The organism is Citrobacter sp. Res13-Sevr-PEB04-36, assembly GCF_015672735.1.
In the GTDB taxonomy this organism is placed as follows: Bacteria; Pseudomonadota; Gammaproteobacteria; order Enterobacterales; family Enterobacteriaceae; genus Citrobacter.
Genome location: NZ_JADABY010000005.1, coordinates 37,215 through 55,334, shown reverse-complemented (window position 1 = coordinate 55,334; position 18,120 = coordinate 37,215). Strand labels below are relative to the sequence as shown.

Genomic DNA, 18,120 nt, shown 5'->3' with positions numbered 1-18,120 from the left:
AAGTAAAATGAAGAAAATTGTTATCGCGTGTGTGATCAGCTCCGTCGTCGCTCTGGGTATTGCAGGTGGGGCTGGCTGGGGCGTTTATCATTATATGAATAAGGGAACTACAGCTGCGACTGTAGCGGAAAAATCTGATGGCCAGGCTGAGGATAGCCAGGATGAAACCAGCAGTATTTTTGTCTCCCTACCGGAAACGGTGGTTACGCTACATGATAATGAAGGTGAAGATCATTATATGTTGGCGGAATTAGTCATGGTGGTTGATTCAGATAAAGATGCTGAAAAAATAAAAAAAGAAGAACCATTATATCAGAGTATTACTGTCGATCAGCTCTCTGATATGAAATATGAAGAGGTGCGTTCTTTGAAAATATCGGAAATCAGGACAATGGTTTCTAATACGCTGAAAAAAGAATTAACCATGCGCAAAATGGCTACGCCTTATAAGGATATTTTGGTGAAAAAAGTCGTGTTTCAATAAACGATGAGCCAGAGAATAACATGATACAGGATGCTTACGAGTCAGAAGATTTTAATGCGACACCCGTGCTGACACCAAAGCAGGAGAGCCATTACTTACAGGCTTATCTGCCATTGGTGCGCAAAGTGGTGCGTCAACTTGCGCCACAATGTACCTGTGTTATCGACAGACAGGACATGGAGCAAACCGCACTGATGGGATTGCTGAACGCGATTCGCCGCTATGGGTTGCCTGATGAAGGCTTTGCTGGTTATGCAGTACACCGCATACGCGGTGCCATACTGGATGAACTCCGCAGCCTTGACTGGCGACCTCGTCAGTTGCGCCAGAAATACCACCAGATTAAAGATCTGATTCGTGATGCGCGCAAACAACTCGGACATGAACCCGGATGGGAAGAACTCTCGCAATTGGGTTTATCGTCAGAGGATTATCAGGAATACCAACAGCTGGAAGGTGCTGAAACGCTAGCCAGTCTGGATGAATTACTGAATGGTGACATGCCGATTGCACCGCTTGAAGGGCGAGGTATTGAGGAACAAATTGTGACTCAGGAAATGCTGAGCCACGCCCTGAACCAGCTCAGTGAAAAAGAGGGGCAGGTGCTCTCAATGTATTACCAGCACGATATGAATTTAAAAGAGATCGCGTTGGTGCTGGGGCTGACAGAAGCCCGAATTTGTCAAATGAATAAAAAAATCACGCAGAAGATTCGTGATTGCTTATATCAGGATTAACAATACCGAATCGAAATGCGGAGGATGTAATGCAAAAAATTTTTGGTTTATTAGTGGTTGTAGGTTGTGTTTTTGGTGGTTATTTTGAGGCTGGCGGGCAATTAATTGCTATTTGGCAACCGGCGGAAATTATCATTATTATTGGGGCCGGTGTTGGGGCCATGATCATTGGCAACCCAATGCATGTACTTAAAGAAATCATCCATCAAATTAAAGGGGTGATCAGTAAAAAGAAAATGGGACCGGAGTTTCAGCGACAGTTACTGATGTGCCTGTACGAATTGCTGGAAATGGTACAAAACGGCGGGCTACGCATGCTGGATCAGCATATTGAGCAGCCGGAAGAAAGTACCATCTTTCAGAAATACCCGCTGGTACTGACGCAGAAGCGTCTGGTGACATTTATCGCCGATAACTTCCGTTTAATGGCGATGGGGAAAATTGATGCCCATGAGCTGGAGGGGATTCTTGATCAAGAGCTGGATACTGCGGAAGAGTCACTGCTGACCCCTTCACGCTCGTTACAGCGTACTGCCGAAGCGATGCCAGGATTTGGAATTTGCGCGGCGGTACTGGGGATCATCATCACCATGCAGTCTATCGATGGATCGATTGCGCTTATCGGTTTAAAAGTTGCAGCTGCGCTGGTGGGGACCTTTTTGGGGGTATTCATCTGTTACTGCCTGATGGACCCGCTGGCGAACGCGATGGAACAACAGGCTCGCGCAGAGCACTCACTGCTTGAGTGTGTGCGCACCGTGCTGGTAGCACAAGCGGGCGGTAAGCCAACTCTGCTGGCTGTAGATGCGGGACGTAAACTTCTTCACCTGGCCTCTAAACCTACTTTTGCCAATCTGGATGCGTGGGTGAATGCGATGCTGGAGCAAGAATAAGCATGAGGAAGGCGCCAACTCGTCGCGATCGCGGTGCGAAGACCACCATTATTCGGCGACAAATTAAAAAGAATCACGTTGGTCATCACGGTGGGGCGTGGAAGGTGGCATTTGCCGACTTTACGCTGGCGATGATGGCGTTGTTTATGACGCTATGGATTGTGAACAGCGTCAGTAAGGCAGATCGCGAAAACATCGTGGCTGCATTACATGGTCAGTCCATCTTTAACGGTGGCGGTATGGCACCGTTAAACAAGCTGGGTAAGCAACCGATAGCACCGGGCGCCCAGAAGAAAAACGTCACGAGAAACAAACTGGATAAAACCGCACATCCGCAGGAAACTGCGCAGACGAGCGCCCAGATCACAGAAGAAAACGCCAAAAAAGCGATGGATGTAAACGAGAAAACGGTGTTGCTCAAGCAAAAATCCGCGCGTGAATTGGGTGAGCTGGCAACCAATATCAACACCATTGCCCGTAACGCACATATGGAAACCAACCTGGAAATGGAGATCGTCCCCCAGGGGTTACGCGTGCTGATTAAAGATGATCAGAACCGCAATATGTTTGAACGCGGTAGCGCAAAAATTATGCCGTTCTTTAAATCTCTTTTGGTTGAACTTGCTCCCGTATTTGATTCGTTGGACAACAGGATCATCATTACCGGCCATACGGATGCGATGAGCTATAAGAGCAACCTCTATAACAACTGGAACCTTTCCGGCGACCGAGCATTATCGGCCCGTCGCGTTCTGGAAGATGCCGGTATGCCACAAGATAAAGTCATGCAAGTTAGCGCCATGGCGGACCAAATGCTGCTGGATGCGAAAAACCCAGAGAGTGCGGGCAACCGTCGCATTGAAATCATGGTGTTGACGCAAAGTGCGTCCGACACGCTGTATCAATACTTTGGTCAGCACGGAGAGAAAGTTGTGCAACCGTTGGTGGATAAGTTGGACAAAAAAAAGCAGGTGACTTCCTTACACCAACAACCCACACCAGTCCCTCATTAATTTTATTCCCTGCCCCCATGCAATGTGGGGGCATATTATCCTCAGGAGGGTAATGTGATAAATATAGACCACATAATTCCACTGAATATTCAATCAGATAATGTTACGGATGTGACCTGTCAAGGGGCATATTTCGACAACGTTTCAGGGATCTGGTACACCGAATCTGATGGGCTAAAGGGCGCACTTTCAGAGTATGTCTACAGCATGAATAGTTACAACATCATGGCGCCATACTATTTGGTTATAACCTCGAAGATGCACTGCTGGAATTGCCATCAATCCACACGTATTCACGGGGTAATGTTTACCCGGTTTATTAAAAAAATTCAGGATGGGGGGGAAGGGTGGCTGCCCGTCAGGCGCAATACGTTTCTGTTCCATATTAATGCGCTCCCAGAAGAGATAATGAAGGACATCAAAGCCAGCAATTACTACCTGGATAAGAGTAAAACGACGGGACTGCGCTACTGGATGAATCACTGCGAAATTTGCGGCGAACGTTTGGGGGACTATGAGCTTTTTTGCGTTGAGGATGATGCTTTTCACCGGATGGCTGTTGAAAAACTGCTACGGGCGAATGTGAGAAAAGTGAACAGGCTGTTTATCAGTACGGCGGGTAACCCTGCAGAGCATGCGCCAAAAGATGTTGTGCGTTACCTGTGCGATGCTCGTTTCGTGATGAATGGACCCGCAGCACCGTAAGACGTATTACAGACTTCTCATTACATAAATATACTGTATACTTAAACAGTGTTATGGGAGGGGTGATGCGCAAAATCATACATGTCGATATGGACTGCTTTTTCGCAGCGGTAGAAATGCGCGATAACCCCGCCCTACGTGATATTCCCATTGCTATCGGCGGCAGCCGTGAACGCCGGGGGGTGATCAGCACCGCCAACTATCCTGCACGGAAATTTGGCGTACGCAGCGCGATGCCCACGGGGATGGCGCTAAAACTGTGCCCGCATCTCACCTTATTACCCGGTCGTTATGAGGCGTATAAAGAAGCGTCCCGCCAGATTCAGGCGATCTTCGCGCGCTACACCTCGCTTATCGAACCTCTTTCGCTGGATGAAGCCTACCTGGATGTCACCGACAGCGTCCATTGCCACGGCTCAGCCACGCTGATTGCCCAGCAAATCCGCCAGACGATTTTTAACGAGCTACAGCTCACCGCCTCCGCGGGAATTGCACCGGTGAAGTTTCTGGCCAAGATCGCTTCCGATCTCAATAAGCCCAACGGACAATTTGTGATCACGCCGGATGATGTACCTGAATTTATCAGAACGCTACCGTTGGGAAAAATTCCCGGCGTCGGCAAAGTTTCTGCCGCCAAGCTGGAATCCATGGGATTACGCACCTGTGAAGATGTACAAAAGTGCGATCTGGCAATATTACTTAAGCGCTTTGGCAAATTTGGGCGCGTGCTGTGGGAGCGCAGCCAGGGTATTGATGAGCGGGATGTGAACAACGACAGACTGCGCAAATCCGTCGGCGTTGAACGCACGCTGGCGGAGGATATTCATGAGTGGTCAGAGTGTGAGGTAATTATTGAGCGGCTTTATCCTGAGCTGGAGCGGCGTCTGGCAAAGGTAAAACCGGATTTATGCATTGCTCGCCAGGGCATCAAATTAAAGTTTAATGATTTTCAGCAGACCACGCAGGAACATGTTTGGCCACGCTTAAGTAAAGACGATTTAATTACAACGGCGCGCAAAACCTGGGATGAACGTCGGGGTGGGCGCGGAGTCAGGCTGGTGGGATTACACGTCACGCTGCTTGACCCACAGCTGGAAAGGCAGCTGTTGTTGGGACTTTAAGCTGGATGCGTTGCCGGATAGCGGCATAAATACCTTATCCGGCTTACATACGCGATCGTAGGCCGGATAAGCAGCAGCGCCATCCGGCATTTATTGCAGAGACTTATTTCGCCGGAATTGACTTCAGCAGTTCGGTCAGAAGCGTCCAGTAATGGCCGACGCTTTCGATATGAACCTGCTCATCTGGGGAGTGCGGACCGGTGATGGTTGGCCCGATGGAAACCATGTCCATCTCTGGATACGGCTTTTTGAACAGGCCGCATTCCAGGCCAGCGTGGATAATCTGGATGTTCGGCGTCTTGTTGAACAGACGCTGATAGGTTTCGCGCACCAGATGCATGACCGGCGAGTTTGAGTCCGGCTGCCAGCCAGGATACGCGCCTTTGGCTTCGGTTTTAGCACCGGCCAGCTTGCCCAGCGAATCCAGCATGCTCACAACATAGTCTTTACCGCTGTCGATCAGTGAGCGAACCAGGCAGTGTATCTGCACGTTGTCTTCAGTCATGGTGACAACGCCGACGTTCAGTGAGGTTTCCACCACGCCTTTTGCCACATCTGAATTGCGGATCACGCCGTTTGGCGTGGCGTTTAGCAGACGAACAAAGGTATCGCGGGACTGAGCGGTCAGCGCGGCTTTATCGTCAGTAACGGCATCCAGCAGCAGTGCCAGATTCTTCTCTTTTGCTGCCAGCTCGTTTTTCAGGATTTCCTGATAAGTGCTGACCAGCGCTTTTAACGCATCGACTTTATCTGCGGCAACAGCAAAGGTGGCGAAGGCTTCACGCGGGATAGCGTTACGCAGCGTACCGCCGTTGAAGTCAACCAGACGCAGATCCAGCTCTTCAGCGTGGCCTGCCAGGAAGCGTACCAGCAGCTTGTTGGCATTACCGAGGCCAACATGGATTTCGCCGCCGGAGTGACCGCCTTTCAGGCCTTTCAGCGTCAGCTTAAAGGTCTGGAAACCTGCAGGAATGGCTTCACGAGACAGCGGCAGATTGGTGGTGAAGTCGATCCCCCCCGCGCAACCCATGTAGATCTCACCTTCTTCTTCGGAGTCGGTGTTGATCAGAATATCTGCCTGCAGCCAGTTAGCCTGCAGACCAAACGCACCGTCCATGCCCGCTTCTTCGGTCATGGTCAGCAGAACTTCCAGCGGGCCGTGAACCACGCTGTCATCCGCCAGAACGGCCAGCGCAGAGGCCATACCGATGCCGTTATCCGCACCCAGCGTGGTGCCACGGGCTTTTACCCATTCACCGTCAATATAAGGCTGGATAGGATCTTTGGTGAAGTCGTGGACGGTATCGTTGTTTTTTTGTGGCACCATATCCAGGTGCGCCTGCAGAACAACCGGCTTGCGGTTTTCCATTCCTGCGGTAGCGGGTTTGCGAATCAGGATATTCCCGACCTGATCGCGCTCGACGTGGAAACCTTTCTCTTGGGCCCAGCTCAGAATGTGTTCAGCGAGTTGCTCTTCATGGTAGGACGGATGAGGAATAGAACAGATTTTGGCAAAAATATCCCACAGCGGTTGCGGGGATAATTGAGACAGTTCAGACACGTTGAGTCTCCTTGGCGATGTCCTGCAAAATAGACTTACAGGCCACGGGGTTAGCAGAATAAAAAACACCACAAGTCAGGCTTGCGCGATGCAATTGAGAATACCACTTTCTCTGCTCACGGCTAGCAAAAAGCATGTAAAAAGAGGCATGGATTCCGCTTAACACTGGTTTTTAGCGCGTCAGATCTCTATAATCTCGCGCAACCTATTTCCCCCTCGAACACTTTTTAAGCCGTAGATAAACAGGCTGGGACACTTCACATGAGCGAAAAATACGTCGTCACCTGGGACATGTTGCAGATCCATGCACGTAAACTGGCGAGCCGCCTGATGCCTTCAGAACAATGGAAAGGCATCATTGCCGTTAGCCGTGGTGGTCTGGTGCCAGGTGCACTGCTGGCGCGTGAATTGGGTATTCGCCATGTCGATACCGTATGCATCTCCAGCTACGATCACGACAATCAGCGCGAACTGACCGTACTGAAGCGTGCCGAAGGTGACGGTGAAGGCTTCATCGTCATCGATGACCTGGTTGACACCGGCGGTACCGCTGTTGCGATTCGCGAAATGTACCCTAAAGCGCATTTCGTCACCATCTTCGCTAAGCCGGCAGGTCGTCCGCTGGTGAATGATTATGTGGTTGATATCCCTCAGGATACCTGGATTGAGCAGCCGTGGGATATGGGCGTCGTGTTCGTCCCTCCGATTTCTGGTCGCTAATCTAAATCGTTTTCAACGCCTGGCTATGCCGGGCGTTGTTCTTTTTGTGCTGTGTCAGGTTACACTATGCCTTAGTGAGTACTCATGGAGGCCGTAATCATGTCACAGGCTAACCTCAGCGAAGTCCTGTTTAAACCCCGCTTCAAACACCCTGAAACGTCAACGCTGGTTCGTCGATTTAATCACGGCGCGCAGCCGTCTGTGCAATCTGCCCTGGATGGCACAACCATCCCGCACTGGTACCGTATGGTGAATCGCCTGATGTGGATCTGGCGTGGCGTCGATCCGCGCGAAATCCTTGAGGTGCAGGCGCGTATCGTCATGAGCGAAGCAGAGCGCACGGATAAAGAGCTCTATGACACGGTCATTGGCTATCGTGGCGGAAACTGGATCTACGAGTGGGCGAAGCAGGCGATGGACTGGCAGCAGAAGGCCATGGCAGAACAGGACCCGCAAATTAGCGGACGCCACTGGCTGCATGCCTCTACGCTGTACAACATTGCGGCGTATCCGCATCTGAAAGGCGATGAGCTGGCTGAACAGGCGCAGGCTCTGGCGAACCGCGCCTACGAAGAGGCGGCTCAGCGCTTGCCCGGCAAGCTGCGCGAACTGGAGTTCACGGTTCCCGGTGGCGCGCCGATCACCGGTTTTTTGCATATGCCAAAAGGTGATGGCCCGTTCCCGACGGTGCTGATGTGCGGAGGGCTGGATTCCATGCAAACGGACTACTACACCCTGTATGAGCGCTATTTTGCCCCGCGCGGCATTGCCATGTTGACGCTAGATATGCCCTCAGTTGGGTTCTCGTCAAAATGGAAACTGACCCAGGATTCCAGCCAACTGCATCAGCACGTATTAAAAGCGCTGCCTAACATTCCCTGGGTCGATCACACCCGTGTGGCGGCATTTGGTTTTCGCTTTGGCGCCAACGTGGCGGTACGACTGGCTTATCTGGAGTCGTCGCGTCTGAAGGCCGTGGCGTGTCTGGGGCCGGTGGTGCATGCGCTGCTCAGCGACCCACAGCGCCAGGCAAGCGTCCCGGAAATGTATCTTGATGTGCTGGCCAGCCGTCTGGGTATGCACGACGCCTCCGATGATGCGCTGCGTGTCGAACTCAATCGCTATTCATTAAAGGTACAAGGCCTGCTGGGCCGACGTTGTCCAACGCCGATGCTGTCGGGGTTCTGGAAAAACGATCCGTTTAGTCCGGAAGACGAGTCTCGCTTAATCACATCGTCATCTTCTGACGGTAAGCTGATGGAGATCCCGTTCAACCCGGTGTATCGCAATTTTGATAAAGCGCTGCAAGAAATAACCGGATGGATCAGTCATAGATTGTGTTAATAGATTGCTAAATTTTATTGATTTGGTAAAACAGTTGCTTCACCTAAGGAGATCGCAATGACGTTACCGAGTGGACACCCGAAAAGCAGATTGATCAAGAAATTAACCGCGCTTGGCCCCTACATCCGGGAAGGGCAGTGCGAAGATAATCGATTTTTTTTCGATTGTCTGGCTGTTTGCGTCAACGTGAAACCCGCGCCGGAGAAGCGTGAATTCTGGGGCTGGTGGATGGAGTTAGAAGCACAGGAAAAACGCTTCACGTACAGCTACCAGTTTGGTTTGTTTGATCAAGACGGCAACTGGACCGCCGTGCCCATCAAAGAGACTGAAGTGGTAGATCGACTGGAGTACACCTTACGTGAGTTTCATGAAAAATTGCGTGGGTTGCTAACGTCGCTGAATCTGGCACTGGAGCCTGCGGACGACTTTAAGGATCAGCCGGTTAAATTAACGGCATAGTGAACAGCAAAATGCCGGATGGCGGCGCAACCCCATCCGGCATTTTTTATGCTAAATCAGAACTGGTAGGTCATCCCCACCGCGACGATATCATCATTGTTGATGGCCAGCTTATTATCGCTATCCAACTGGTTGATTTTATAATCAACAAACGCCGACATATTTTTGTTGAAATAATAGGTCGCGCCCACGTCGATATAATTTACCAGGTCTTCATTGCCGATACCTTCAATATCTTTGCCTTTCGACAGCACATATCCCAGGGACGGACGCAGACCAAAATCAAACTGGTACTGAACTACTGCTTCGAAGTTCTGTGTTTTATTGGCGAAGCCACCAGAAATAGGCGTCATTTTGCGCGTTTCAGAGTACATCGTGGCAATATAAATATCGTTGGCATCGTATTTTAAACCTGTTGCCCAGGCTTCGGCTTTATCGCCCGCACCACGGTTTTGCAGATTCTGCTGATTGGTACGATCGGAATTAGTATACGCGCCGCTGATGGCGAAATCGCTGCCACCAAAGTCATAGGTCACCGACGTACCAAAACCATCACCGTTCTGTTTTTTCACATCGCGGTCTTCATTTTTACCCTGGTATTGCAAGGTTAGATCCAGGCCGTCAACGACGCCGAAGAAGTCGGTATTACGGTACGTCGCCAGACCGCTGGCGCGTTTGGTCATGAAGTTATCGGTCTGTGCGGAAGAGTCTCCACCGAATTCCGGGAACATATCGGTCCACGCTTCAACGTCGTACAGCGCACCCAGGTTACGACCGTAGTCGAAGGAACCGAGGTTTTTCAATTTCAGGCCCGCGAAGGCCAGACGTGTTTTTTGCTGGTTGGAATCGCTTTCGGCTTTATTGCCCGCGAACTCAGCTTCCCAACGACCATAGCCGGTCAGCTGATCGTTAATTTGGGTTTCGCCTTTAAAACCAAAACGGATATAGCTCTGGTCGCCGTCTTTGCTGTCATTATCGGTCATGTAGTGCATGGCTTTAACTTTGCCGTACACGTCAAGTTTATTTCCGTTTTTATTATATACTTCCGCGGCCTGTACGGATGCTGATGCCATAATACCCATCACCACTAATGCCAGAGTGCTCTTTTTCATTTTCATTCCTGATTTAAAGTACGCGCGAATATTTACTGGGTGTAATCCCCGTTCAAAGACAGGAAGGTTTTTAACGTCTGGCAATGAACGTTTTATGACAAAGTAAGAATATTTTTAAAAAAGGATGTTTATTTGTTTCTGTCATAAAAACGTCAAAACTTGCCGCTACGCTTGCTGATCCTGCGCAATAAAATTTCATGCTTTGTGCGCTGGCTGTTGGCAACCGGGGCCAGTCCTGCTAAAACGTTCGTTTGATATCATTTCCCCAATCTTGAATGGCAGAGAATCATGAGTGACAGCCAGACGCTGGTGGTAAAACTTGGCACCAGTGTGCTAACGGGCGGATCGCGCCGCCTGAACCGTGCCCACATCGTAGAACTGGTCCGCCAGTGCGCGCAGCTCCATGCCGCAGGGCATCGCATTGTTATTGTTACTTCGGGCGCGATTGCCGCCGGGCGTGAGCATCTTGGTTACCCTGAGCTCCCGGCAACGATCGCCTCTAAACAGCTGCTGGCGGCGGTAGGGCAGAGTCGACTGATTCAACTGTGGGAACAACTGTTCTCCATTTACGGCATCCATGTCGGGCAGATGCTGCTGACGCGTGCGGATATGGAAGACAGAGAACGTTTCCTTAACGCCCGCGACACGTTACGTGCGCTGCTGGATAACAACATCGTTCCTGTCATCAATGAGAACGACGCGGTGGCAACCGCCGAAATCAAAGTCGGTGATAACGACAACCTGTCGGCGCTGGCGGCGATTCTGGCCGGGGCCGATAAGCTGCTGCTGCTCACCGATCAGCAGGGCCTGTTCACCGCTGACCCGCGTACTAATCCGCAGGCTGAGCTGATTAAAGACGTCTACGGGATTGATGACGCGCTGCGGTCTATCGCCGGAGACAGCGTCTCTGGTCTCGGTACCGGCGGTATGGGCACCAAGCTGCAGGCGGCAGACGTGGCCTGCCGCGCCGGTATCGACACCATTATTGCCGCAGGCAGCAAGCCTGGTGTGATTGGCGATGTAATGGAAGGCGTGTCCGTGGGGACGCGTTTTCATGCTCAGGCTTCTCCGCTGGAGAACCGCAAACGCTGGATCTTCGGCGCACCGCCTGCCGGGGAAATCACCGTCGATGAAGGGGCAACCTCCGCCATTCTGGAACGCGGCAGTTCGTTACTGCCAAAAGGCATTAAAAGCGTGACAGGCAACTTCTCTCGTGGTGAAGTGATTCGTATCTGCAATCTTGAAGGGCGTGATATTGCCCACGGCGTCACCCGCTATAACAGCGACGCGCTGCGCCGTATTGCCGGACATCACTCTCAACAGATTGACGCAATCCTCGGCTATGAATATGGCCCGGTTGCCGTCCATCGCGATGACATGATCACCCGTTAAGGAGCAGTCATATGCTGGAACAAATGGGCATTGCTGCCAAAGCAGCGTCGTATAAGCTGGCGCTACTCTCCAGCCGCGAAAAAAACCGCGTGCTGGAAAAAATTGCCGACGAACTGGAAGCACAAACCGAAAGCATCCTCAGCGCTAACGCACAAGACGTTGAGCAGGCGCGGGAAAATGGTCTGAGCGAAGCTATGCTTGACCGTCTGGCGCTGACCCCGGCACGTTTGAAAGCCATCGCCGACGACGTACGTCAGGTGTGCAACCTCGCCGACCCGGTCGGGCAGGTGATTGACGGCGGTCTTCTGGATAGCGGCCTGCGTCTGGAGCGTCGTCGCGTCCCGCTGGGCGTGATTGGCGTGATTTATGAAGCGCGTCCTAACGTCACCGTTGATGTCGCCTCCCTGTGCCTGAAAACCGGCAATGCGGCGATCCTGCGCGGTGGTAAAGAGACGTACCGGACAAACGCGGCAACCGTAGCAGTGATTCAGCAGGCGCTGGAGGCCTGTGGTTTACCGGCCGCCGCCGTGCAGTCGATTGATAATCCGGACCGCGCGCTGGTCAGCGAAATGCTGCGCATGGATAAATACATCGATATGCTGATCCCGCGCGGCGGCGCTGGCCTGCACAAACTGTGCCGCGAACAGTCGACCATTCCGGTGATCACCGGCGGCATTGGCGTTTGTCATATCTATGTGGATGAAAGCGCAGATATCATCGCCGCACTCCGGATTATCGTTAACGCCAAAACTCAGCGTCCCAGTACCTGTAATACCGTCGAGACGCTGCTGGTGCAGCAGAATATCGCCGGACGCTTCCTGCCAGCGTTGAGCCAGCAGATGGCGCAAAGCGGCGTCACGCTGCATGCTGATGAGGCAGCGCTGACCCAATTGCAGGCCGGTCCTGCCAACGTGGTGGCGGTAAAAGCGCAAGAGTACGACGACGAGTTTTTGTCGCTGGATCTGAACGTAAAAATCGTCAGTGACCTGGATGAGGCCATCGCCCATATTCGTGAACATGGCACCCAGCATTCAGATGCGATTCTGACGCGCGATATGCACAACGCTAACCGCTTCGTTAACGAGGTGGATTCGTCTGCGGTGTACGTTAACGCCTCCACCCGTTTTACCGACGGCGGCCAGTTTGGACTGGGTGCGGAAGTGGCGGTCAGTACGCAGAAATTACACGCACGCGGACCGATGGGGCTGGAAGCACTGACCACATACAAGTGGATCGGCTTCGGTGACGACACGATTCGTGCGTAATTGAAACCGGGTGATGCAAAAATAGGCGTTTGATTCGCAAGGCCATTGACGCATCGCCCGGTTAGTTTTAACCTTCTACCCCGTGTTCACAGTCGTGGGCATGTCTTTATCAGTGCCGATATAGCTCAGTTGGTAGAGCAGCGCATTCGTAATGCGAAGGTCGTAGGTTCGACTCCTATTATCGGCACCATCAAAATCAATTAGTTACGTTAAAAACTCTCTTTGCTTATATTATAATTTTTTCGCGTGTAACTGTATGTGTAAGTGATTTTCATCGACCTACATCAACAGTTGATATATGCAATTTCAGGTTGGCTCATTCCTGTCGATTTTTCACATTGATGATAGGATGTTCATTAGTAGTGATATCAGAACGATTTTTTTGAAAAATACGTATTGTGAAGCTTTGGTTCTTAGCCTGTTTAGGTATGCCTGATTTTAAGATAGCCCTTCCCTGTACACTTCCATCTGTGGTGTAATCCCTTGTGATTTTAAGGTTTCTTTCGAGAGATAGCATGGAATTATTCGAAAATTATTTGTCAGCGTTACCTAAAAAAAAGCGATTGAGTGAAGTCAAGTTGACTATCCTGAAGAGATTATGGGGCTCGGATGATATTGATTTTCCTAAACCTTGGGTCTCATCAATAGAACTACTGGAACTGACAGGGCAAAAGTACTTCGATAGACGAACAAGAGAATTACGAGATGAACTAGGCTGTGATCTCGAAAGCTCGTACATTGCGGAGTTCTCGGGGCATGCTTGGCGGCTAAAATCAAATATGATTGCCCCACCAATGGAAAGGGAATACCTGACAGAATCACAACGATCTGGTTTATTTTCTAACCACAGCAACACATGTGCAACATGTGGTAAAACTGTTGCTGCTGGGGTCAGGGGGCTACAAGCGGATCACAAAATACCTTTGTCACGTGGTGGTGGAAATGAGTTAACCAATTGGCAAGCTCTTTGCCACAATTGCAACGTAGGTAAGAGAAGAGCATGTGAGGGATGTACTGATGATTGTTACACATGCTCATGGGCATTCCCTGAAAAGTTCGGGATAACAACAATGCTCCATCTGCCAGAAGCTGCTTTAAGAAAAGCTCAGCAGCTAGCCGATGCAGATGGGATTTCATTAGACGAAATCGTTGCCTACGCAATACGCAAGCTCTGAATATCATTTGACTCGAGTGGTAACGCCAACTGTTGTTTTTTCATGATGTCAACAGCTTCGAGTGCTTTACGGATTTGCCTTCCTGTTGCCTCGGCAACAGGGGGGGGGAAAGCGTTACCGACTTGACGATAAGCAGCTGTTTTTTTACCAGAGAATTTCCACCAGTCGGGGAAACCTTGGATTCGTGCAGCCATTCTTACAGTCAAACGAGGCATATTTTCAAAACCAGTCCGAATTTTTCCGTCTCTTCCAACATACCCGATAAACCCCTTTTCAGGGCCATTATCCGCTATGGAATGTCCATTGACTCCAAGCGCTTGCCAGGATCTTTTGGCTCTTGTCGGGCCAAGATCTGGCCCACCATGCTTATGGGAGCCGCCAACAAGTGTAGGAGCTATATTATCTGCTGCCTTTCTCCAGGCTTCAGCTCCTTCCCAACCTCCCATTGACATTAAGTCAAAGAGGGCATCACCCACAGTCGGCGGTATCAACGTTTCACTCGGCCAATGAAAATGAGCTGCATATTCACCACGCAATGCCACTAAAAGAACACGTGGGCGAAGCTGAGGAACTCCGTAATCAGAGGCATGATGAAGTTTCCAAAAGGTTTTATAGCCCATTGCAGAGAAAGCATGATCTAGTTCTTGCCGGTATTGCTTAAACTTTGGGTCTAATAAACCAGAAACATTTTCAATCATTACTGCTTTTGGCTTAATGGTGTTCACAATTTTGAGCGCCGTCGGAAACAAATCACGTTCATCATCTTTGCCAAGTTGCTTCCCTGCTTTTGAGAATGGTGGGCAAGGAACTCCCCCTGCAACCAAATCAACATCAGAAAAACTATATGCAGTGTGTTCAGCAAAATGCTTAACGCAACCTTCTACGATATCTCCCCAACCCAAAGAATGGAGCTCATTGTTGAGGCGAAGAGTTTCGCAGGCAGCTGGATCAATCTCGACTAGTGCGCGGTGAGCGAAGCCAGCGTTATGTAACCCTAAGGCTTGACCTCCTGCTCCTGCGCAAATCTCTACAGATGTATATTGTAACATGCCATTAAACCTGTATATAAAAACAGTTGTATATTTATCTGATCAGAGACCATTACGCAACTAATTGTACAAAACAAGCAGTACTACCGCCATTAAGCCGGTCAGCTTAGTTACTTGATTACTGTATGACAAGGCAATCTACTACTTTGTTATGGAACCCTCAATTTATCAAATGAGTAGCATTTAATAGTGTTAGGGGCATCATCTTGATCAGAGCTTGTTGTCTAGTGCTGGCTGAGACAAACTGTCTCAGTTGATCACGAAAGGTCTTACTATCTGTTTACATGATATTTTGTCCGTAAGATGTATTGCGTCCACTGTAAGTAGCAGACGCATTATGCAAGGAGTAAATAAAGGAGAAATATTGGTGATGAAGATTGGGAATGCTGCTCGTAGAATTCAGCGTTCTAGGTCACTTTGGCTTTGTCGTAACAAGCCAGTTGCCTGTCGAGCTCGCAGAATATCAACGGCCCGAAGATAAGGTGATTGTTCTTGCCAACTAAACCCTCTGCGATCGATACGAACCAGCTCGTACTTATCCACCAGAAAGTTAACGGCATCAGCCAGCGTGATACCGGCATCAATGTGTTCCTGAATCACAGTTTCATCACTGAACGGGGTGTCGTTCAGTGTCAGGCCATAGTGCTGTTCAAGCAGGCGTGTCAGTAACATTTTCCAGACAGCCACGGGCAACAGACAGGGCTTCACCGCCCGCGAAGTTGTTGCAGGTTGAGGTTTCATGTTTGCTCTCGTGAAGGTAATTAACGCTGAGTGGGGTAAATAGCGATGTATACGTAGCCGCAACTGCCAAAGGTATCGGCTTCGCAGGTAAAACCATTGTGATACAGGGTAATACCGTGGGTGTAACGGGGATTCAGTTCTTCCGTGGTCAGCATGGATTCCATCTGGCTGATAAAGTGCGGGAATATTTCATCCAGTTTCCGGCATTCGGCGTCACTGAACTCACCGGTGATGCTGGCCCGGTCAGCCAGATAGTGCAGCCGGTTGCCCTCCTGCACCAGACGAGCTCCCAGGCGTGGCGTAATATCGCGCTGCAGGCCCCATGTGATGTTGCTCATTACAGTTCTCCTTTATTGTCAGTTCAGGGTAATACTCATCAAGCAGGTATAAGGCCCGTTGCAGTCCTGGCGGCGTTCGGCGTACACAGCAAGGACTCCTGTGACATCCGGAACATCCCTGCCGGTGTAATGACAGACGCTACCGTGCCACTGATATTTGCCGGTGCAGTAGCGAAAGATTCGGGACTCAGGATGCTGGCGGTATATCGTCATTGCCCGGCGTTTACTGATAATTTTCATGTCAATACCTCACAGCAGACCGTGTTCTGCGAACGAATAGATTTGCCTGCCGCCGACAATCAGATGGTCAGGTACGCGGATATCCACCAGTTGAAGTACCTGAACCAGCCGCTGCGTGAGGGCTTTATCAGCCTGGCTGGGCGTCGTCTCGCCGGAAGGATGGTTATGCGCCAGTATCACCGCCGCCGCATTGAAATACAGAGCACGTTTGACTACTTCCCGGGGATGGACCTCGGTGCGGTTAATCGTGCCGCTAAAGAGCGTCTCATGGGCAATAAGCTGATTCTGGTTGTCCAGATACAACACCCGGAACTCTTCCCGCTCAAGTGCGGCCATATGCAGTCGTAACCATTCCCGAACGGCATGAGTGGAGGTGAAGGCTACCCCGGGCTCATGCAGATGCCGGTCCAGAATCCTGAGGGCACGCTGGATGAGACGCCGGTCCTGTGGCGTTATCTCGCCGGGCAAAAAGGAAAGCTGTTTCATTCGTTGTACCTCCGGTCAGTCGATGATGCGCAGAATGGCGTGAGCTTCAGGATGCTGCAGGGCATAGTCCCGCAGGCGATAATAGTGTGCGGTCATAGCGTCACATTCTGTACGACAGGCGTGATGGCTGTATTCAATAAGGCAGACAGCGATACCTGCAGCTTTTGCGCTCATTTCCGCACCATTGCCGTTCATGCCGTTGAGCAGATGCCATTTATCGTCACCGTCTGCATCAGGGGCCATAAACGCGCCGCCATTGCTGAGCGTGTAAAAGGACCAGATACCACCGCTGTACTCATCACAGAAGCGGTCCATCCAGGCGAAAATACGGGGTTCCAGCGATATCCACTGCGGGATAGCGCCAAAGTACAGCGGCCAGAAATCGAGACGCTGTTCGTCAGGTACGGGTGTTGCAGTAAGGTCAAATTGAGGTTCATTAGCGGACATCAATTCGCATTGCGTTTGTGTCGTCATGGATATTCTCCGTGAATAAAAACGCCAGCGACGATGGCTGGCGTATGGGAAGGACATACAGGGATGATGAATGGGTGTAGTCAGCAGGAGGATGCTCTGAGGATGCCTGACTTGCGGATATAGCGGTTAAGTCCTTCACCGGCATCCGTTTCAAAGCTCCATGCCCGCCAGACCATTCGACCTTCGGAGTCACAAACTACCAGGCGAAAGTGACTGCACTGGTCATCTTCTATAGCGACGTTTTGATACCGGCTGGTAATAGCGTCGGCCTGCTGTCGGGTGAAAGGGTCCGACGGCAGTAATTGAGATTCAGGCATTCGGTGCACCTTAAAAGCAAAAACCCCTGACGCAGATGCGTCAGGGGTTTTGAGAGAGTGTTGTTATGCGGATTCAGTCAGAACCCCGTCTGTACCTTATACAGGCGCAAAGTTTTGCTGCCCCGGACAATCTTCACATACAGGGCATTATCTTTTGTGCCACGCACAAATCCGGCCTTTACATCTCCCTTGCAGTCACCACCGTCATAAGAGATGTTAAGTCCAGTGTTAAATACCAGGTCAATAACCCCGAAGCTTAAATCTTCACAGGCTGGACCAGGCAGGTCCTGAATCAGGGCAAACTTACGGTCATCGCTGACATCGGTCAACGAGCAGATGGTAGTGTTGATGTCGTTCCCCTGGCACCAGTATTCCTGGCCGGGGTTGTCTTTGTCCATCAGACTTTCCGGAAGCTGCGCGGCACTGGCACTGAAGGCAGTAAGTGAGAGAATGAAAGCAGGGATAACAGCGATTATTATTTTTAGCATGATCTT

Annotated in this window: 22 protein-coding genes and 1 tRNA gene; 13 read left to right on the top strand and 10 right to left on the bottom strand. The window is 50.7% G+C overall.

Annotated elements, in window-relative coordinates; all coding sequences use genetic code 11:
- Positions 1 to 7 precede the first annotated feature (7 nt).
- From fliL to dinB, 6 genes are all read left to right on the top strand, one after another.
- A complete protein-coding gene (gene fliL, locus IMQ48_RS00895; RefSeq protein ID WP_196207517.1) occupies positions 8 to 484 on the top strand; it encodes a flagellar basal body-associated protein FliL in 477 nt (158 codons plus the stop codon).
- A gap of 20 nt (positions 485 to 504) precedes the next feature.
- Entirely contained in the window at positions 505 to 1,221 is a 717-nt protein-coding gene (locus tag IMQ48_RS00890) for a FliA/WhiG family RNA polymerase sigma factor (protein WP_196207516.1), read from the top strand.
- A 29-nt stretch (positions 1,222 to 1,250) separates the two neighbouring features.
- On the top strand, positions 1,251 to 2,114 hold the full coding sequence (gene motA, locus IMQ48_RS00885) for a flagellar motor stator protein MotA (RefSeq protein WP_196207515.1): 864 nt from the start codon (positions 1,251 to 1,253) through the stop codon (positions 2,112 to 2,114).
- A gap of 2 nt (positions 2,115 to 2,116) precedes the next feature.
- The gene (gene lafU, locus IMQ48_RS00880) at positions 2,117 to 3,127 is read left to right on the top strand and encodes a putative lateral flagellar export/assembly protein LafU (protein ID WP_196207514.1); all 1,011 of its coding nucleotides are present in this window, start codon (positions 2,117 to 2,119) and stop codon (positions 3,125 to 3,127) included.
- A gap of 54 nt (positions 3,128 to 3,181) precedes the next feature.
- Complete coding sequence (locus IMQ48_RS00875; RefSeq protein WP_196207513.1) at positions 3,182 to 3,832, top strand: DNA primase; 651 nt, start codon at positions 3,182 to 3,184, stop codon at positions 3,830 to 3,832.
- Between the two features lie 65 nt (positions 3,833 to 3,897).
- Complete coding sequence (gene dinB, locus IMQ48_RS00870; RefSeq protein WP_196207512.1) at positions 3,898 to 4,953, top strand: DNA polymerase IV; 1,056 nt, start codon at positions 3,898 to 3,900, stop codon at positions 4,951 to 4,953.
- A gap of 103 nt (positions 4,954 to 5,056) precedes the next feature.
- On the opposite strand, the gene pepD is transcribed toward dinB, so the two are convergent.
- Positions 5,057 to 6,514, bottom strand: a complete 1,458-nt coding sequence (gene pepD / locus IMQ48_RS00865; RefSeq protein WP_196207511.1) for a cytosol nonspecific dipeptidase — start codon at positions 6,512 to 6,514, stop codon at positions 5,057 to 5,059.
- Positions 6,515 to 6,775: 261 nt separating this feature from the next.
- Between pepD and gpt the strand changes: the two genes are divergently transcribed.
- The 3 genes from gpt (at position 6,776) to crl (ending at position 9,037) form a co-directional block, all read left to right on the top strand.
- Entirely contained in the window at positions 6,776 to 7,234 is a 459-nt protein-coding gene (gpt, locus tag IMQ48_RS00860) for a xanthine phosphoribosyltransferase (protein WP_115259349.1), read from the top strand.
- A 99-nt stretch (positions 7,235 to 7,333) separates the two neighbouring features.
- The gene (frsA, locus tag IMQ48_RS00855; protein WP_196207510.1) at positions 7,334 to 8,578 is read left to right on the top strand and encodes an esterase FrsA; all 1,245 of its coding nucleotides are present in this window, start codon (positions 7,334 to 7,336) and stop codon (positions 8,576 to 8,578) included.
- A 57-nt stretch (positions 8,579 to 8,635) separates the two neighbouring features.
- Positions 8,636 to 9,037, top strand: a complete 402-nt coding sequence (gene crl, locus IMQ48_RS00850; RefSeq protein ID WP_196207509.1) for a sigma factor-binding protein Crl — start codon at positions 8,636 to 8,638, stop codon at positions 9,035 to 9,037.
- A gap of 56 nt (positions 9,038 to 9,093) precedes the next feature.
- Here crl and phoE read toward each other — a convergent pair whose 3' ends face one another.
- Complete coding sequence (gene phoE, locus IMQ48_RS00845; protein ID WP_196207508.1) at positions 9,094 to 10,149, bottom strand: phosphoporin PhoE; 1,056 nt, start codon at positions 10,147 to 10,149, stop codon at positions 9,094 to 9,096.
- Positions 10,150 to 10,437: 288 nt separating this feature from the next.
- On the opposite strand from phoE, the gene proB reads away from it, so the two are divergent.
- The 4 genes from proB (at position 10,438) to IMQ48_RS00825 (ending at position 13,981) form a co-directional block, all read left to right on the top strand.
- Entirely contained in the window at positions 10,438 to 11,541 is a 1,104-nt protein-coding gene (proB, locus tag IMQ48_RS00840) for a glutamate 5-kinase (protein ID WP_096758188.1), read from the top strand.
- A gap of 11 nt (positions 11,542 to 11,552) precedes the next feature.
- Entirely contained in the window at positions 11,553 to 12,806 is a 1,254-nt protein-coding gene (gene proA / locus IMQ48_RS00835; protein WP_196207507.1) for a glutamate-5-semialdehyde dehydrogenase, read from the top strand.
- A 114-nt stretch (positions 12,807 to 12,920) separates the two neighbouring features.
- Positions 12,921 to 12,996, top strand: a tRNA-Thr gene (locus IMQ48_RS00830).
- 325 nt (positions 12,997 to 13,321) lie between these two features.
- Complete coding sequence (locus IMQ48_RS00825; protein ID WP_182290967.1) at positions 13,322 to 13,981, top strand: HNH endonuclease; 660 nt, start codon at positions 13,322 to 13,324, stop codon at positions 13,979 to 13,981.
- Here the strand turns inward: IMQ48_RS00825 and IMQ48_RS00820 are convergent.
- The 8 genes from IMQ48_RS00820 to IMQ48_RS00785 all read right to left on the bottom strand — a co-directional run bounded on the left by IMQ48_RS00820 (position 13,960) and on the right by IMQ48_RS00785 (position 18,114).
- The gene (locus IMQ48_RS00820; protein WP_039026461.1) at positions 13,960 to 15,030 is read right to left on the bottom strand and encodes a DNA cytosine methyltransferase; all 1,071 of its coding nucleotides are present in this window, start codon (positions 15,028 to 15,030) and stop codon (positions 13,960 to 13,962) included. The genes IMQ48_RS00825 and IMQ48_RS00820 overlap by 22 nt on opposite strands.
- Positions 15,031 to 15,429: 399 nt before the next feature.
- On the bottom strand, positions 15,430 to 15,771 hold the full coding sequence (locus IMQ48_RS00815) for a TA system toxin CbtA family protein (protein WP_196207506.1): 342 nt from the start codon (positions 15,769 to 15,771) through the stop codon (positions 15,430 to 15,432).
- Positions 15,772 to 15,791: 20 nt separating this feature from the next.
- A complete protein-coding gene (locus tag IMQ48_RS00810) occupies positions 15,792 to 16,109 on the bottom strand; it encodes a type IV toxin-antitoxin system YeeU family antitoxin (protein WP_196207505.1) in 318 nt (105 codons plus the stop codon).
- An 18-nt stretch (positions 16,110 to 16,127) separates the two neighbouring features.
- Positions 16,128 to 16,349, bottom strand: a complete 222-nt coding sequence (locus IMQ48_RS00805; RefSeq protein WP_196207504.1) for a DUF987 domain-containing protein — start codon at positions 16,347 to 16,349, stop codon at positions 16,128 to 16,130.
- Between the two features lie 9 nt (positions 16,350 to 16,358).
- Positions 16,359 to 16,835: a RadC family protein gene (locus tag IMQ48_RS00800; protein WP_108168486.1), complete on the bottom strand. Its 477-nt coding sequence runs from the start codon at positions 16,833 to 16,835 to the stop codon at positions 16,359 to 16,361.
- Between the two features lie 15 nt (positions 16,836 to 16,850).
- A complete protein-coding gene (locus IMQ48_RS00795) occupies positions 16,851 to 17,309 on the bottom strand; it encodes an antirestriction protein (RefSeq protein ID WP_108168487.1) in 459 nt (152 codons plus the stop codon).
- 80 nt (positions 17,310 to 17,389) lie between these two features.
- Positions 17,390 to 17,626: a DUF905 domain-containing protein gene (locus tag IMQ48_RS00790; protein WP_108168488.1), complete on the bottom strand. Its 237-nt coding sequence runs from the start codon at positions 17,624 to 17,626 to the stop codon at positions 17,390 to 17,392.
- Positions 17,627 to 17,703: 77 nt separating this feature from the next.
- Positions 17,704 to 18,114 carry a hypothetical protein gene (locus tag IMQ48_RS00785; RefSeq protein WP_043082399.1) on the bottom strand — a complete coding sequence of 137 codons (411 nt, stop codon included), beginning with the start codon at positions 18,112 to 18,114 and terminating at the stop codon, positions 17,704 to 17,706.
- Between the last annotated feature and the right edge of the window lie 6 nt (positions 18,115 to 18,120).